Source organism: Rhodococcus sp. WB9, assembly GCF_007558985.1.
In the GTDB taxonomy this organism is placed as follows: domain Bacteria; phylum Actinomycetota; class Actinomycetes; order Mycobacteriales; family Mycobacteriaceae; genus Rhodococcus_F; species Rhodococcus_F opacus.
In genome coordinates this window covers 5,041,803-5,056,404 of the sequence record NZ_CP041769.1, presented here as the reverse complement: position 1 = coordinate 5,056,404, position 14,602 = coordinate 5,041,803, and the positions used below count along the sequence as shown (strand labels likewise).

General features: G+C 70.0%; 11 protein-coding genes. All 11 read left to right on the top strand.

Features of this window, described 5'->3' with window-relative positions:
* The first annotated feature begins 49 nt into the window (after positions 1-49).
* The 11 genes from rsmH to FND50_RS23405 all read left to right on the top strand — a co-directional run bounded on the left by rsmH (position 50) and on the right by FND50_RS23405 (position 14,527).
* A complete protein-coding gene (gene rsmH, locus FND50_RS23455; protein WP_144287275.1) occupies positions 50-1,066 on the top strand; it encodes a 16S rRNA (cytosine(1402)-N(4))-methyltransferase RsmH in 1,017 nt (338 codons plus the stop codon).
* Positions 1,063-1,737 (top strand): hypothetical protein, encoded by a 675-nt coding sequence (locus FND50_RS23450; protein WP_144287274.1) that lies wholly within the window; start codon positions 1,063-1,065, stop codon positions 1,735-1,737. The genes rsmH and FND50_RS23450 overlap by 4 nt, the downstream gene beginning before the upstream one ends.
* Positions 1,734-3,584, top strand: coding sequence for a penicillin-binding protein 2 (locus FND50_RS23445; RefSeq protein WP_144287273.1), 1,851 nt, complete (start codon positions 1,734-1,736; stop codon positions 3,582-3,584). The genes FND50_RS23450 and FND50_RS23445 overlap by 4 nt, the downstream gene beginning before the upstream one ends.
* A 169-nt stretch (positions 3,585-3,753) precedes the next feature.
* On the top strand, positions 3,754-5,367 hold the full coding sequence (locus tag FND50_RS23440; RefSeq protein ID WP_144287272.1) for a UDP-N-acetylmuramoyl-L-alanyl-D-glutamate--2,6-diaminopimelate ligase: 1,614 nt from the start codon (positions 3,754-3,756) through the stop codon (positions 5,365-5,367).
* Positions 5,364-6,878 carry a UDP-N-acetylmuramoyl-tripeptide--D-alanyl-D-alanine ligase gene (gene murF, locus FND50_RS23435; RefSeq protein WP_005260200.1) on the top strand — a complete coding sequence of 505 codons (1,515 nt, stop codon included), beginning with the start codon at positions 5,364-5,366 and terminating at the stop codon, positions 6,876-6,878. The genes FND50_RS23440 and murF overlap by 4 nt, the downstream gene beginning before the upstream one ends.
* Positions 6,875-7,954 carry a phospho-N-acetylmuramoyl-pentapeptide-transferase gene (mraY, locus tag FND50_RS23430; protein WP_005247625.1) on the top strand — a complete coding sequence of 360 codons (1,080 nt, stop codon included), beginning with the start codon at positions 6,875-6,877 and terminating at the stop codon, positions 7,952-7,954. The genes murF and mraY overlap by 4 nt, the downstream gene beginning before the upstream one ends.
* Positions 7,955-7,958: 4 nt before the next feature.
* Positions 7,959-9,458, top strand: coding sequence for a UDP-N-acetylmuramoyl-L-alanine--D-glutamate ligase (murD, locus tag FND50_RS23425; RefSeq protein WP_144287271.1), 1,500 nt, complete (start codon positions 7,959-7,961; stop codon positions 9,456-9,458).
* On the top strand, positions 9,455-10,990 hold the full coding sequence (gene ftsW / locus FND50_RS23420; protein WP_144287270.1) for a putative lipid II flippase FtsW: 1,536 nt from the start codon (positions 9,455-9,457) through the stop codon (positions 10,988-10,990). Before murD ends, ftsW begins: the two co-directional genes overlap by 4 nt.
* Positions 10,987-12,135 (top strand): undecaprenyldiphospho-muramoylpentapeptide beta-N-acetylglucosaminyltransferase, encoded by a 1,149-nt coding sequence (gene murG, locus FND50_RS23415; RefSeq protein ID WP_144287269.1) that lies wholly within the window; start codon positions 10,987-10,989, stop codon positions 12,133-12,135. Before ftsW ends, murG begins: the two co-directional genes overlap by 4 nt.
* On the top strand, positions 12,132-13,643 hold the full coding sequence (murC, locus tag FND50_RS23410; RefSeq protein ID WP_007297440.1) for a UDP-N-acetylmuramate--L-alanine ligase: 1,512 nt from the start codon (positions 12,132-12,134) through the stop codon (positions 13,641-13,643). The genes murG and murC overlap by 4 nt, the downstream gene beginning before the upstream one ends.
* Positions 13,640-14,527 (top strand): cell division protein FtsQ/DivIB, encoded by an 888-nt coding sequence (locus FND50_RS23405; RefSeq protein WP_260850657.1) that lies wholly within the window; start codon positions 13,640-13,642, stop codon positions 14,525-14,527. The genes murC and FND50_RS23405 overlap by 4 nt, the downstream gene beginning before the upstream one ends.
* Positions 14,528-14,602 lie beyond the last annotated feature (75 nt).

The following is a 14,602-nucleotide window of genomic DNA, read 5'->3' as shown; positions in this document are numbered from 1 at the left end:
CCGGCTTCGGGCGCTTCACCCGCACCACAGAGCAGGAGCCGGAGGGATCATGGTGGATCACGAGGGGGAAGATTCCTCGCCCGCCGATGGTTTCGGTCACATCCCGGTTCTGCTTCACCGCGCAGACGAACTGCTGGGCCCCGCCCTCACCGTGAACGACCCGCAGGGCGGGGGAGCCGTCATGATCGACGCGACCCTCGGTCTCGGTGGTCATTCCGAGCACTTCCTGCGGACCTACCCTCAGCTGAGGCTCATCGCCCTCGACCGTGATCCGCACGCGCTCGAGATCGCCGGTGGCCGGCTCGCTCCGTTCGCCGATCGCATCACGTTCGTGCACACCCGCTACGACGGCATCGAGGAGGCGCTCGCCCAGGCGGGCCTCCCCGCGCAGGAGTCGGTGCACGCGATCCTCTTCGACCTCGGTGTCTCCTCGATGCAGCTCGACGAATCGGATCGGGGATTCGCGTACTCGATCGACGCGCCCCTCGACATGCGGATGGACCCGACCACCGGCATCACCGCGGCCGAGGTCCTCAACACGTACAGCCACGGAGACCTCGCTCGCATCCTCAGCACATACGGCGAGGAGCGCTTCGCAGGCAAGATCGCGTCGGAGATCGTCCGGCAGCGCGCGAAGGAGCCGTTCACCACCAGCGCAGCGCTGGTCGAACTGCTGTATCGCTCCATTCCTGCGGCGACCCGCCGTACCGGGGGACATCCGGCCAAACGGACGTTCCAGGCCCTTCGAGTGGAGGTCAACGGCGAGCTCGATTCACTGCGCGCCGCGGTCCCGGCAGCACTCGACGCGTTGACCGTCGGGGGACGCGTCGTGTTCATGTCGTACCAATCCCTGGAAGACCGGGTCGTCAAGCAGGAAATCACTCCCAGGTCGAAGTCGAAGAGCCCCGAGGGGCTTCCTGTCGAACTGCCGGGGATGGGACCGGAGTTCCGGATCCTCACACGAGGGGCGGAGCGGGCGTCCGAGCAGGAAGTCGAAGAGAACCCACGATCAGCCCCGGTGCGTTTGCGCGCTGCAGAAAGAATTGCCAGGAGGTCGGCGGCATGACGGTTCAGGTGAGCTCCACCGAGATGCGGCCCGCGCGGGCGGCCGCCCGGACGGGCGCGGCTGAGCGGGCGTACAAGAAGCGCACCCAGCGCGCGGCCGTGCACAGTGGATCCGCGATCGCCGTCTCCGGTAAGAACCGCACCGGCACGCTCACCGCCCGCATCCCGTTCGTAGCAACGATCCTCGTTCTGCTCGCGATGGGCCTGGCCATGACATTGCTGCTGACCACCCGGTCCGCGGAGGACTCGTACCAGCTGAGCGCCGCCCGCGCTCACAACCAGTCGCTCGCGGAGGAGAAGGCGGCACTCGAGCGTGACGTCGAGACCGCCAACTCCGCCCCGAAACTGGCGGAGGAAGCAGCCAAGCTCGGCATGGTGCCCGCCAACGATCCCGCTCGCCTCGTCGTCCACCCCGACGGCAGCGTCGAGGTCGTCGGAAAGCCGGCCCCGGCGTCGGGTGCACCCGTGCCGCCGCTGGACGTCGCCCCGCCCTCCCAGCGTGGCAACGCCGTCGCGACCGCCCCCAACCGCGGGACGACGACGCAGTCGCCGCGCGCCACGCCGCAGCCCGGCAATGGCACCGAGATCCAAGCGCAGGGTGAACAATTGGTTCCCGTGATCCCCTCGACCACCGCTCCGACGACTGCTCCACCGTCCGGCGGTCGCCGGTGAGTCGAAGCGCACCGAGAAGTCGTCCCCGGCGCCCCAAGGGCGCCGGTTCGGCGTCCTTTCCGTTCAGACAACGGTACGGACGCCTGGTGATGTTCTTGGCGCTCGGCCTCGCCGCAGTGCAACTTCTGTGGATCCAGGTTATCGACGCACCACAACTGTCCGCGGAGGCGGCGAACCAGCGCACCACCACCGAGGTGGATCCGGCGCTGCGCGGGTCGATCACCGACCGCAACTCCAACCCCATCGCATTCACGATGGAAGCGAAGGCCCTGACGTTCCAGCCCGCACGGGTGCGGAAGGAACTCGAGGAGGCGAAGGCCAAGAGCGACACCGCCCCCGACGTCGACTCCCGTCTCGACGCTATCGCGAAGGAGATCCACGACCGGCTCGGCGACGCCGCACCCGAGAAGGATCTGAAGGAGAAACTGCACGGCGACGACACGTTCGTCTATCTGGCGCGCAGCGTCGACCCCAACATCGCCGCGCAGATCAGTGACAAGTTCCCGGAGGTCGGACTCGAACGCCAGGACATCCGCGAGTACCCCGGCGGATCCCTCGCCGCCAACCTCGTCGGCGCCACCGGCTGGGACGGTCACGGACTGCTCGGCCTCGAGGACTCGCTCGACTCCACTCTTGCCGGCACCGACGGCTCCCAGACCTACGACCGAGGTTCCGACGGCGCGGTGATTCCCGGCAGCTGGCGCGACAAGCAACCGGCGGTGGACGGGTCGAGCGTCGAGCTCACCATCGACTCCGACCTGCAGTACTACGTCCAGCAGCAGGTGCAGATGGCGAAGGACAAGTCCGGTGCGAAGGACGCATCGGCGGTCGTGCTCGACTCCCACACCGGTGAGGTACTCGCGATGTCGAACGACAGCACGTTCAATCCGGCGATCGGGGTGGGCAACAATCCGCGGACCGTGGAGATGGGCAACCTGCCGGTGAGCACGCCGTTCGAACCGGGCTCGGTCAACAAGATCGTCACCGCGGCGGCCGCGATCGAGTACGGGCTCACCACACCGGACGAAGTTCTCGAGGTCCCCGGCAACATTCAGATGTCGGGTGTGTCGGTGAAGGACGCCTGGGACCACGGGGTCGCCCCGTACACGGCCACAGGCGTGTTCGGTAAGTCCTCCAACGTGGGCACCCTGATGCTCGCCCAGCGCGTGGGGGAGGACCGCTACGCGGACATGCTGTCCAGGTTCGGTCTCGGCCAGCGCACCGACGTCGGGCTCCCAGGTGAGAGCGCAGGCAGCGTCCCCAGCCGCGACCAGTGGTCGGGGGGCACGTTCGCGAACCTGCCGATCGGCCAGGGCCTGTCGATGACACTGCTGCAGATGACCGGCATGTACCAGGCGATCGCCAACGACGGCGTCCGCATCCCGCCGCGCATCGTGAAGGCGACGGTCGACGCGTCCGGGAACCGGACCGAGACCGAGACGCCCGAGAAGGTGACGGTCGTCAGCCCCCAGACCGCGTCCACCGTTCGCGACATGTTCCGGTCCGTCACCCAGGACGACACGGGCAACCAGCGGGGCACCGGGGTGCAGGCCGCCGTCGACGGATACCAGATCAGCGGCAAGACGGGCACCGCCCAGCAGGTCGATCCCGCCTGCAAGTGCTATTCGAACTCGAACTACTGGATCACGTTCGCCGGGATCGCCCCGGCCGACAACCCGCGGTACGTCGTCGGAATCATGCTCAACGCGCCGACACGCAGCGCGGACGGCTCCGGCGGGCAGTCCGCCGCACCGCTGTTCCACAACATCGCGTCCTGGATGCTGCAACGCGACAGCGTGCCGATGTCCCCGGACCCCGGACGCAGGCTGGTGCTGCAGGCCGATTGAGCGAAGGTCGGCCGAATCGGGTTCCGAGAGCTCTCGCGGTAATCTGACACGTCGGCCGTTCAGTGGACACGGACTTTTCCGTGGACGCAGGGAACTGCCGAGGTAGCACGCTGTATCGATCCGTGCACTACGCCGTTGTCAGTGAGAGTCGACATCCGAGAGGAGCCCGGTGCCTGTTCCGTCCCGCCCGCAGTCGGCGTCAGTGGAGGCGAAGGTCACAGACAGCCTTCGCCCCGCCCAGCCGGTCCGTACCACGGTGAGCGCTCTGGCAGCGCTCGCCGGAGCGAGGGTCGAGGCACCCACCGGAACCGCCGAGCACGTGATTGTCACCGGGGTGGATCTCCGCGCCCAGGGGATCATCGAGGGCGATCTGTTCGCGGCCCTTCCCGGGGCCCGCGCGCACGGCGCGGAATTCGCCGCCGACGCTCTCGCCCGCGGCGCGACCGCGATTCTCACCGACGAGGCCGGATTCGAGTTGGTGTCCGCACTGGGTTCCGACATGCCGGTGCTCGTCCACGACGACCCACGGGGCGTTCTCGGCGAGCTGTCGGCCACCATCTACGGCCGGCCCTCGGAGAAGATGCAGGTCATCGGTATCACCGGGACATCGGGTAAGACGACGACCTCGTATCTGGTCGAAGCCGCGCTCACCGCCGCGGGGCGGACGACCGGTCTCGTGGGCACCATCGAGACCCGGATGAGTGGCCGCCGGGTGCCGAGCGCACTGACGACCCCCGAGGCGCCGCAGCTCCACGCCCTGTTCGCCGTGATGCTCGAGCAGGGGATCGACACCGTCGTGATGGAGGTGTCCAGCCACGCGCTGTCGCTCGGCCGCGTCGACGGAGTCCGCTTCGATGTGGGCGCGTTCACGAACCTCTCCCAGGACCACCTGGACTTCCACCGCGACTTCGAGGACTACTTCGCCGCGAAGGCGCGGCTCTTCGCGGCCGATTCGTCCGTGCACGCCCAGCACGCCGTCATCTGCATCGACGACGTGTGGGGACAGCGGATGGCCGACGTCGCCCGCGGTGCGCATTCGATCGTGACGACGGTCGCGACCACACCGGACAGCGAGGGCGCGGTGTGGACGGCGGGCCCGGCGACGGTGTCGCCCTCGGGCTCGCAGACCTTCGCGCTCACCACGGCCGAGGGCACCACACTCGACGTGGAGCTCCGTCTGCCGGGGCAGTACAACGTCGCCAACGCTTCCCTCGCCGTCGCGCTGTGCGCGGCGCTGGGTGTCGATCCGCGCGACGCCGTCGCGGGCATCGCCGGGGTCGACGTGCCGGGCCGGGTGCAGCGGATCGACCGAGGGCAGGACTTCCTCGCCGTCGTCGACTACGCGCACAAGCCCGCAGCGGTCGAGGCCGTGATCGCGACGCTGCGCGAGCAGGTGCAGGGCCGCGTCGCCGTCGTCGTGGGTGCGGGCGGCGATCGCGACGCAGGCAAGCGGCCGCTGATGGGCGCCGCGGCCGCGCGCGGCGCCGACCTGCTGATCATCACGGACGACAACCCCCGCACCGAGGATCCGGCGAAGATCAGGGCCGCGGTCCGCGAGGGCGCTCTCGGAGTGCCCGAATCCGAGCGGGGACAGGTGTGGGAAGTAGCGGACCGAGCGAAGGCGATCGCCGACGCCGTCGGCTGGGCGCAGGCAGGCGACGTGGTTCTGGTCGCAGGCAAGGGACACGAGATCGGTCAGGAGATACACGGGGTGAAGTACCCATTTGACGACCGCGACGTACTGGGCGACGCGATCGAGCGACAGGTCGGAGGAGCGCGATGATCCCGATGACACTCGCTCGCGTCGCCGAGATCGTGGGCGGCGAACTGCACGACGTCGCCGATCCGTCGGCCGAGGTGACGGGAACGGTCGAGTTCGACTCGCGGAAGGTCACCGCCGGGGGTCTGTTCCTCGCCCTGCCCGGCGCCCGAGTGGACGGCCACGATCACGCGGCCTCGGCGGTCGAGGCCGGTGCGGTCGCGGTCCTGGCGGCGCGCCCGGTCGGCGTCCCCGCGGTCGTCGTCACCCCGACACCGAGCGACATCCCGAGCAAGGCGATGGCACTCGAGCACGACACCGACGGATCGGGCGCCGCCGTGCTCTCGGCCCTCGCGAAGCTCGCGCGCGCATCCGTCGACGACCTCACCGCGAAGGGGCTCACCGTCGTCGGCGTCACCGGATCGGCGGGAAAGACGTCGACGAAGGATCTGCTCGCCGCCGTCCTGCGCCCCCTCGGCCCCGTCGTCGCGCCGCCCGGATCGTTCAACAACGAACTCGGCCACCCGTGGACCGCCCTCCGCGCGGACGCGGACACGGGATACCTGGTTCTGGAGATGTCGGCCCGCGGCCGCGGCCACATCGCCTCCCTCGCGACAATCGCACCCCCGAAGATCGGGGTCGTCCTCAACGTGGGTACGGCGCACCTCGGCGAATTCGGTTCGCGTGATGCGATCGCCGCCGCCAAGGGCGAACTCGCGGAGTCGCTGCCCTCGGCGGACGACGGCGGCGTCGCGATCCTCAACGCAGACGATCCGCTGGTGGCAGCCATGGCCCCGCGCACGTCGGCCCGGGTGGTCCTCGTCGGCCAGTCGGAGTCCGCGCACGTGCGGGCCACCGACATCGTGCTCGACGAGAAGGCAAGGGCGCGTTTCACTCTCACGGCGCCGGCGGGCAGTGTGCCCGTCGAGCTCGCCGTGCACGGCGAACACCAGGTCGGCAACGCGCTCGCCGCAGCGGCGGTGGCGCTCGAATGCGGGGCGGACCTCCAGCAGATCGCGCAGGCCCTCTCCGGTGCCGCCGCCGTCTCGGCGCGCCGGATGGACGTCCGCGACCGGCCGGACGGTGTGACCGTCGTCAACGATTCGTACAACGCGAACCCCGACTCGATGCGGGCGGCCCTGAAGGCGCTGGTGTCGATGGCCAGGACGGGCCGGGGTGCGGCGCGCCGGAGTTGGGCGGTGCTCGGAGAAATGGCCGAGCTGGGTCCAGAATCAGTGGTCGAACACGACGCCATCGGCAGATTCGCCGTCCGGCTGGACGTGAGCAGGCTGATCATCGTCGGAACCGGCAGGCCCGCCCGCGCCATGCACCAGGGTGCGGTCATGGAGGGTTCGTGGGGCGAGGAGTCGATGCTCGTCCCCGACATCGCCGGTGCGGTCGCCTTGCTCGAACAGGAACTGGCGCCGGGTGATCTGGTGCTGGTCAAGGCGTCGCAGTCCATCGGATTGTGGGAGGTTGCGGACACGGTGTTGGCGGGAAGCACGGGACAGAAGGGTTCGGAGGCTACGCGGTGAGACAGATCCTCTTCGCGGCGGGCATCGCGCTCGCCGTCTCGATTCTGCTGACCCCCGTTCTCATCAAAGCCTTCTCCCGTCAGGGATTCGGCCAGGAGATCCGTGTCGAAGGTCCGGCGAGCCACCAATCGAAGCGCGGCACCCCGACGATGGGTGGCGTCGCCATCCTCGCCGGACTGTGGGCCGGCTACTGGGGTTCGCACCTGATCGGAATCGGCTACAACGCGGACGGGCCGTCGGCATCGGGACTGCTGGTTCTCGGTCTCACGACGGCGCTCGGCGGGGTCGGATTCCTCGACGACTTCATCAAGATCCGCAAGCAGCGCAACCTCGGTCTGAACAAGACCGCGAAGCTGGTCGGCCAGCTCATCGCGGCAGTGGCGTTCGGCATTCTCGCGCTGCAGTTCCGGGGCGCCAACGACCTCACGCCGGGCAGTGAGCACCTGTCGTACGTGCGTGACATCGCGACGGTCACGATGGGCTCCGTCGTGTTCGTCGCGTTCTGCTACCTCCTGGTGAGCGCCTGGTCGAACGCGGTCAATCTCACCGACGGACTGGACGGTCTCGCTGCCGGTTCCATGAGCCTGGTGCTCGGCGCGTACGTGATCATCACGTTCTGGCAGTACCGCAACGCGTGCGAGACGAGTCCCGGCAAGGGCTGCTACGACGTCCGCGATCCGCTCGACCTGGCCCTGATCTGCGCGGCCGGTGCCGGTGCGTGCATCGGATTCCTGTGGTGGAACGCGGCGCCCGCCAAGATCTTCATGGGCGACACCGGTTCGCTGGCACTCGGCGGCATGCTCGCCGGACTGTCGATCACGACGCGCACCGAACTGCTGATGGTCGTGATCGGCGCGCTGTTCGTCGCCGAGGCGGCATCGGTCGTGATCCAGGTCGCGGTGTTCCGGTCGAGCCGAAGACGAGTGTTCCGGATGGCTCCGTTCCACCACCACTTCGAACTCGCCGGGTGGGCGGAAACCACGGTGATCATCCGGTTCTGGTTGCTGGCCGCCATCGCTTCCGCGATCGGGCTCGCGCTGTTCTACAGCGAGTACCTGGCAGCGATCGGGGGCTGACGACGTGGCAGAGGAACACGGCGGGCTCGACTGGTTGCGGGGTCGCAGCGTCCTCGTCGCCGGTGCGGGAGTCTCCGGCCGGGCCACCATCGAACCGCTTCGTGACCTCGGTGCGCTCGTCACCGTCACCGACGCGAACGTCGACGCCCTCGCCGAGTGCGCGCGACTCGGCGCCGCGACCGTCCCGATCGACGATCTGCTCGCCGAGCGGGACCGGGTCGCCGAGTTCGCGCTGGTCGTGACGAGCCCGGGGTTCCGTCCGGACGCGCCGCTGCTCTCGCTCGCCGCCGGGGACGGGGTGCCGATCTGGGGCGACATCGAGTTCTCCTGGCACGTCGACCGGGCCGGGCTCTACGGTCCGCCCCGGCGGTGGCTGGTGGTCACCGGAACCAACGGCAAGACCACGACGACCTCCATGCTGCAGTCCATCCTCGACGCGGCCGAGCTGCCGAGTCTGGCCTGCGGCAACATCGGGCTTCCGGTACTCGACGCCCTGCGGCAGACCGAACCCCGGGCGGAGGTGCTGGCCGTCGAACTCTCGTCGTTCCAGCTGCACTGGGCGCCGTCGGTCCGGCCGACCGCAGGCGCGATCCTCAACATCGCCGAAGATCATCTGGACTGGCACGGCGGGATGCAGCCGTACATCGATGCGAAGGCCCGCGCCCTGACCGGTGAGGTCGCGGTGCTGGGGCTCGACGACGAAGTCGCGTCCTCTCTCTTCTCCTCGTCCCTCGCAGACCGGACCCTGGGTTTCCGGCTCGGTGTGCCGGCGTCGGGCGAACTGGGTGTCGAGGACGGGTATCTCGTCGACCGCGCGTTCGCCGACGGCGAGCGGCTTGCCCCGGCCGAGGGGATCACCCCGCCCGGGCCTGCCGGACAGATGGATGCCCTGGCCGCGGCGGCTCTGGCCCGGGCGATCGGAGTTTTGCCGGACGCCGTCGCTGCAGGTCTGGCCGCCCACGTCGTGGGCCCGCACCGCGCGGCACACGTCGCCGACGTCGGGGGAGTGACATTCGTCGACGACTCCAAGGCCACCAACCCGCACGCCGCCCGCCCGTCGATCCTCGCCCACGAGCGGGTGGTGTGGATCGCCGGTGGTCTGCTGAAGGGTGCGCGGGTCGACGACCTCGTCCGCGAGGTGGCGGGTCGCCTCGCCGGCGCCGTCCTGCTCGGCCGCGATGCGATGCAGATCGCAGAGTCCCTTGCGCGACACGCCCCCGAGGTTCCCGTGGTCACTGTCGAAACGGGAGACGATGCAGGTGTGAGTGCAGTCCCGCAGACCGCGACGCACCGGGTGGTGCTGCCGGCGGACACCGACAGCGACGCCGTGATGGGTGTCGTCGTGCGCGAAGCGGCTGCGCTGGCAACGGCAGGGGATTCCGTCGTCCTGGCGCCCGCGGCGGCCTCGCTCGACATGTTCGACAGTTACGGCCACCGGGGGCGCAGCTTCGCGGACGCCGTCGGCAGGCTCGACGAGTCGGACATCTCCAGGACTCTGCGATGACCTCCGCCGGAGCCCGCACCCGCCGCGTCCCCGAAGGACGGCGGTCCCCGGCCCGCACGGCGGCCGCCCCCGGGGTGGTGAAGCGTGCACCGTCGAGTCCCCGCACGCGCACGGCACCTCCGCGTGGCCCGCGCACCCGGATCGGGGCCTGGCTGTCGCGGCCCCTGGCGTCGTTCCACCTCGTGGTCACCATCGCGTTTCTGCTGACGGTCCTCGGCCTGGTGATGGTGCTGTCGTCCTCGAGCGTCGAGGCCTACGCCTCCGACGGTTCGGCATACACCCTCTTCACCCGGCAGGCGCTGTTCGCGGCTCTCGGGCTCGGTCTGTTCTACGCGGCGCTGCAGATCCCGGTCCGGGTGATGCGCGCCCTGTCGTTCCCGGCCTTCGCGGTCACGATCATCCTGCTGGTCCTGGTCCTCATACCCGGCATCGGCACCGTGTCCCAGGGCACCCGCGGCTGGTTCGTCGTGGCGGGATTCTCGTTGCAGCCCGCCGAGCTCACCAAGATCGCGCTGGCAGTGTGGGGTGCGCACATCCTGGCGTCGCGGCGCAGCGACATCTCCAGTATCCGGGACATGCTCGTTCCGCTGGTGCCGGCCGCGCTCGTCGCGTTCGTCCTGATCATCCTGCAGCCCGACCTCGGAACGACGGTCTCGCTGGCCATCATCCTGATGGCCCTGCTGTGGTTCGCGGGCCTGCCGCTGAAACTGTTCATCGCGATCGTCGGCACCGGCTTCGGCGGAATCGTGATCCTTGCGCTCACCGCCGGCTACCGCTCCGCTCGCGTGCGCGAGTTCCTCAATCCCGGTTCCGACCCGCAGGGCCTCGGGTACCAGTCGCGGCAGGCGATGTATTCTCTCGCCGACGGCGGAATCCTGGGGCGAGGGCTGGGGCAGAGCCGCGCGAAGTGGAGCTACCTGCCGAACGCCCACAACGACTTCATCTTCGCGATCATCGGCGAGGAGCTCGGATATCTGGGTGGCGCCGCCGTCCTCGGCTTGTTCGGACTGTTCGTGTACACGGGCCTGCGCATCGCGGCCCGATCCGCCGACCCGTTCCTGCGCCTGCTCACCGGAACGGCGACGGTGTGGATCACCGGACAGGCATTCATCAACGTCGGATACGTGATCGGGCTGCTGCCCGTCACCGGCCTGCAGTTGCCGCTGGTGTCCGCCGGCGGAACGTCGACGGCCACCACACTGTTCATGTTCGGCCTCGTCGCCAACGCGGCGCGGCACGAACCGGAGGCGGTCGCGGCGCTGCACTCCGGACAGGACGGCCCGTTCGGTCGTCTCCTCCGGCTCCGCAAGCCGGAGGCGTATTCGCCGGTGCGGGCCGACGCGGCACGCGCCGAGGCGGTGCGCCGCGCCGAGGCCCGCCGGCGCGCCGGTCGGGAGATGGCCCCACGGACCCGCAGCGTCACATACGAGAAGGGCCGCCCCGAACGCGGTAAGGGCCGCACCCCCGAACGAGGTGCACGTCAACAGCGAAGCTCGGGTGGCCGAGCAGGAGAGCGAGGATTTCGTAGGTGAACGGCGACAAGTCCACCCTGTCGGTGATCGTGGCCGGTGGTGGTACCGCCGGGCACATCGAACCGGCTCTGGCAGTGGCCGATGCGATCAAGGCGATCGACGACACCGCGGTGGTGACCGCTCTCGGTACGGCGCGTGGCCTCGAAACCACCCTGGTTCCCGAGCGGGGCTACCCGCTCGAGCTCATACCGCCGGTGCCGCTGCCCCGTAAACCCACCCTCGACCTGCTGCGACTTCCCGGCCGGGTGCGCGCGTCGGTGCGCCGCACCCGCGAGGTGCTCGACGCGACCGGTGCCGACGTCGTCGTCGGATTCGGCGGGTACGTCGCGCTGCCGGCATATCTGGCGGCCGGCCCCGGACTGCTGCGCCGCCGGCGCCGCATTCCGATCGTGGTGCACGAGGCGAACGCCAGCGCCGGGATAGCGAACAAGATCGGTGCCCGCCGGGCCGCCCGGGTCCTGGCCGCGGTCGCCGGTTCCGGAGTCTCCGGTCGCGGTCGTTCGGACGCGGAGATCCTCGGGATCCCGGTCCGGGCGTCGATCACCGGTCTCGACCGGGCGGCCCTGCGGGCGGAGGCGCGCGCACACTTCGGGCTCCCCGCCGACGGTCCCGTACTGCTCGTCTTCGGTGGTTCGCAGGGCGCGCGGTCGCTCAACGAGGCCGTGTCGGGCGCGGCCGAGTCGCTGGCAGCGGCCGGTGTGGCCGTCCTGCACGCGCACGGACCGAAGAACGCCCTCGACGTTCCCGCGACACCGGGCGGCCCGCCGTACGTGGCTGTTCCCTACCTGTCGCGGATGGACCTCGCCTATTCGGCCGCGGACGCGGTGATCTGCCGGTCGGGTGCGATGACGGTGGCGGAGGTGTCGGCGGTGGGGCTTCCCGCGGTGTACGTGCCGCTGCCACACGGCAACGGGGAGCAGGAACTGAACGCGCGACCGGTGGTCGCCGCCGGAGGTGGAATGATTGTGGCCGACGGAGACCTGTCCGCCGGATTCGTCGCGGAGACCGTGATCCCTCTGCTGCGTGATCCCGCACAGCTCGAGGACATGGGGCGACGCGCGGCCGGTGCGGGTCACCGCAGCGCAGCCACCGAGGTTGCGCGCATCGTGCTCGACGTGGCCGCGCTGACGAGGGGAACCCGATGACCGACCTGCCCGCGGAGTTGGAACGTGTCCACATGGTCGGGATCGGCGGCGCCGGAATGTCCGGAATCGCGCGGATCCTGCTGGCCAGGGGTGGGCAGGTGTCCGGATCGGACGCCAAGGAGAGCCGCGGCGTCCTCGCGCTGCGTGCCCGCGGCGCGCACGTGCGGATCGGTCACGACGCCGGCGCGCTCGACCTGCTGCCCGGCGGCCCGACCGTCGTGGTCACCACCCATGCCGCCATCCCGAAGGACAACCCGGAACTCGTGGAGGCGGCCCGGCGCGGGATACCCGTGATCCTGAGACCCGCGGTGCTGGCCTCGCTGATGCAGGGGCACCGCACCCTGCTGGTGTCGGGCACCCACGGTAAGACGTCGACCACGTCGATGCTGGTGGTGGCGCTGCAACACTGTGGTTTCGATCCGTCGTTCGCGGTCGGTGGCGAACTCAACGAGGCCGGAACCAACGCCCACCACGGTAGCGGCGACGTGTTCGTCGCGGAGGCCGACGAGAGCGACGGTTCGCTGCTCCAGTACGAACCGGACGTCGTCGTCGTCACCAACGTCGAAGCCGACCACCTCGACTACTTCGGCAGCACCGAGGCGTACATCCAGGTGTTCGACGATTTCGCGGCACGTCTGTCGCCCGGCGGTCTGCTCGTCGCCTGTCTCGACGATCCGGGGTCCGCGGCGCTCGCGCAGCGGGTGGCGGCGCGGGGACTGCCCGGTGTGCGGGTGCTGGGATACGGCAGCGCCGAGAACACCGACGGGGCCTTCGCTCCCGTCGACGGCGTCGAGGTCGGCGCGCGGCTGCTGAGTTTCGAGGCCCGGGACGTCGGCGGAGTGCTGCAGTTCCAGCTGGCCGGCGAACAGGCGCCGAGGACGGTCCGGATGGGTGTGCCCGGCAGGCACATGGCGCTCAACGCTCTGGCCGCTCTCCTCGCCGCCCGGGAAGCCGGTGCCGACGTGGACGAGATCCTCGAAGGCATTGCCGGATTCGGGGGAGTGCACCGCCGGTTCCAGTTCACCGGCCGCGAGCACGGGGTCCGCGTGTTCGACGACTACGCGCATCACCCCACGGAGGTGCGTGCCGTGCTCGGCGCCGCCGCCGATCTGGTGCGCCAGCCCCACGAGGCCGACCGTCGCGAATCCGAGGACTCGGTGCGCAGCGGCAAGGTCATCGTGGTGTTCCAGCCCCACCTGTACTCCCGCACAGCAACATTCGCGGAAGAATTCGGGCACGCGCTCGACCTCGCCGACGAGGTCGTGGTCCTCGACGTGTACGGCGCGCGGGAAGAACCGCTCCCGGGTGTCAGTGGCGCCCTGGTCGCGCTGTCGGTGTCGAAGCCGGTGCACTACCAGCCCGACCTGTCGCAGGCGCCGCGGCAGGTCGCGGCCCTCGCGACCCCCGGGGACGTGGTGATCACCATGGGTGCCGGTGACGTGACGATGCTCGGCAACCAGATCCTCGACGCTCTGCGTGCGGCTCCGCACCACCACCCGTCGCGATGACGCGGGAGCGTCGGGGCCGGTCGGAGCGGCCGGACCGCCCTGTCCGCCGCGACGTCCAGCGCAGTCCGAGGCCAGGGCGTGAGGCCGGTGCCCGCGCGACGGCGAGCGATCGGACGTCCTCGCGTCGGCGCACCTCGACGGTCACCGACCCCGGAACGCGGCGCACCCGCGAATCGGCTTCGGCGGCACGGAAGTCCGCGGCGGCGGAGACGCCGCAGCGGCCGTGGTACCGGCGGCCCGCGGTGATGGGCGTCGTCGGTGTCGTCGTGGTCGTGGCGCTCGGCCTCGTCGCCTGGTTCACGCCGCTGCTGTCGGTGCGGGAGACGGACGTCGCGGGGGCGACGTCCGTCTCCGAGGAGCAGATTCGCCAGGTGCTGGCGGTGCCGGAGGGGCAGCCGTTGCTGCGTGTCGACACGGAGGGCGCGGCTCGGCGGGTCGCCGCGATCCCGAAGGTGGCGTCCGCGCGCGTCCAGCGGGTGTACCCGTCCACCATCCGGGTCACGGTAACCGAGCGGGTGCCCGTCGTGTTCGTCGACAACCCTGGCGGTACCCATCTTCTCGATGTGGAGGCCGTGGACTACGAGATCGCACCGCCGCCGCCGGGGGTGCCGCGTCTGGTGACGGAGACGCCGGGGTGGGGCGACCCGTCGACGGAGGCTGCGATCGAGGTGCTGGAGTCGATGCCGCCTCAGCTCCGCGGTCAGGTGGGACAGATTGTGGCGAAGTCGATTTCGGATATCGCGGTGACGTTGCTCGACGGCCGGACCGTGGTGTGGGGCGGCACGGAGAAGTCCGAGCGCAAGGCTGCGGTCACCCTGCCGCTGCTCACCCAGCCCGGGCAGACGTACGACGTGTCGAGTCCCGACCTGCCGACGGTGCGGTGAGGGGTCGTGACCCGGATGCGAAAGAGTTGCGGGCGAGTTCGTCAAATAACTCGGCGCGTCTCGGCGCGCCTAATG

Excerpts from the sequence above, each read along its gene's own strand:
- rsmH (WP_144287275.1), top strand. The coding sequence starts at position 50 with ATGGTGGATCACGAGGGGGAAGATTCCTCGCCCGCCGATGGTTTCGGT.
- FND50_RS23450 (WP_144287274.1), top strand. The coding sequence starts at position 1,063 with ATGACGGTTCAGGTGAGCTCCACCGAGATGCGGCCCGCGCGGGCGGCC.
- murF (WP_005260200.1), top strand. The coding sequence starts at position 5,364 with ATGATCCCGATGACACTCGCTCGCGTCGCCGAGATCGTGGGCGGCGAA.
- ftsW (WP_144287270.1), top strand. The coding sequence starts at position 9,455 with ATGACCTCCGCCGGAGCCCGCACCCGCCGCGTCCCCGAAGGACGGCGG.
- murC (WP_007297440.1), top strand. The coding sequence starts at position 12,132 with ATGACCGACCTGCCCGCGGAGTTGGAACGTGTCCACATGGTCGGGATC.
- FND50_RS23405 (WP_260850657.1), top strand. The coding sequence starts at position 13,640 with ATGACGCGGGAGCGTCGGGGCCGGTCGGAGCGGCCGGACCGCCCTGTC.